At 72.3% G+C, this 1,645-nt stretch carries 1 protein-coding gene; it reads right to left on the reverse strand.

What is annotated here, in order from left to right; genetic code table 11:
- Positions 1-1,645, reverse strand: a 1,645-nt coding sequence (locus tag AB0L29_RS35475; RefSeq protein ID WP_365833472.1) for a polyketide synthase dehydratase domain-containing protein, incomplete at both ends; no start/stop codon positions are given.

Below are 1,645 nucleotides of genomic sequence, written 5' to 3' on the forward strand. Positions count from 1 at the left end.
GATGCCGGGCCACCAGCGCACCCAGACCACCCGTGCCACCGGTGACCAGCACCGCACCAGCACCCCAGACCGCCCCACCCCCCTCGACCGGAGAGATCTGCCCGGCACCGGTGGCACGGGCCAGGCGGGGCAGCAGCACCGTCCCCGCGCGTACGGCGATCTCGGCCTCCCCGGCACCGATCACACCCGCCGCGAGCGCGGCATCCGCGCCGGGCTCCAGATCGAGGAGGGTGAAACGGCCCGGATTCTCCGCCTGCGCGGCCCGCAGCACACCCCACACCCCCGCCAGACCCAGCTCCACACCCGCATCCCCGTCCAGTGCCACCGCACCCCGGGTCACCACCACCAGACGCGAACCAGCACACCGCTCATCCGCCAGCCACCGGCCCACCCGCTCCAGCACCAGCACCGCCGTGGCCCGCGCCCGATCAGGAACATCACCCCCAACCCCGGGCACCTCCCACACCACCACCGGCGGAACCTCACCCGAGACCGGCAACTCCTCCCACAACGGCAGCGACCCACCGGCCGCCCGCGCACTGCCCGCCGGCGCGGGAACCCACTCCACCCGCCACAACAACCGCTCCACACCACCACCCACAGACTCCAACTGACCTGCTGACACCGGCCGGCCCACGACAGAGCCAACGGAAAGAACAGGATTCCCTTGGGCGTCGGCGACGTTCAGCACCAGGGTGTTGTCGGCCGCGGAACCCGTCTGCCCGATGTGGACGCGGAGGCGGGTGGCGCCGGTGGCGTGCAGGGTGACGTGGTTCCACACGAACGGCAGGACCGGCTCCCCGTCCCGCTCACCGCTGTCGTCGACGAGCGCGGCATGCATCGCGGCATCCAGCAGCGCCGGGTGCAGACCGAACCCGCCCGCCTCCTCCCACGACTCCTCGGGCAGGGCCACCTCCGCGAACACGTCGTCACCGCGCCGCCAGGCCGCCTTCAGCCCCTGGAAGACCGGACCGTAGGCATAGCCCTGGCGCAGCAGCGTGTCGTAGGCGTCCCCGATGCCCACCGCGACCGCACCCGCAGGCGGCCACACCGACAACTCCTCGATCCGTCCGACCGGTTCACCGGCGCTGAGCACACCCTGTGCATGCAGGACCCAGCCGTCCGGCCCCTGCCCCTCGGCCTCGGGACGCGAGTGGACCGTCACCGAACGAACCCCGGAGGCATCCACACCCCCGACCGCCACCTGCACCTGCACCCCGCCCTCGGGCGGCAGGACCAACGGCGCCTGCAACGTGAGCTCCTCCAACAGCCCACACCCCACCAGGCCCCCCGCATGCAGGGCGAGTTCCACGAAACCCGTACCGGGCAGGAGGACGTTCCCCAGGACGTCGTGGTCGGCGATCCACGGGTGCGTGTCCACCGCCAAGCGCCCGGTCAGCAGCACCCCGTCCGTGTCGGCCAGGTTCACCGCAGCGCCGAGCAACGGGTGACCTGCGGCGCGCAGCCCGGCGGCGGAGATGTCGGTGCCGTCACCGCCGTACCAGGAGTCCGCCATGTATTCGCGGGTGCCCAGCCAGTACCGCTCGCGTTGGAAGGCGTAGGTGGGCAGGTCGACGCGGGTGACGTTCCGGCCGGCGTAGAAGCCGTCCCAGTCGACCTCGGCCCCGGAGACGAACAGCTCGGC

The organism is Streptomyces sp. NPDC052701 (assembly GCF_040678355.1).
Lineage (GTDB): Bacteria > Actinomycetota > Actinomycetes > Streptomycetales > Streptomycetaceae > Streptomyces.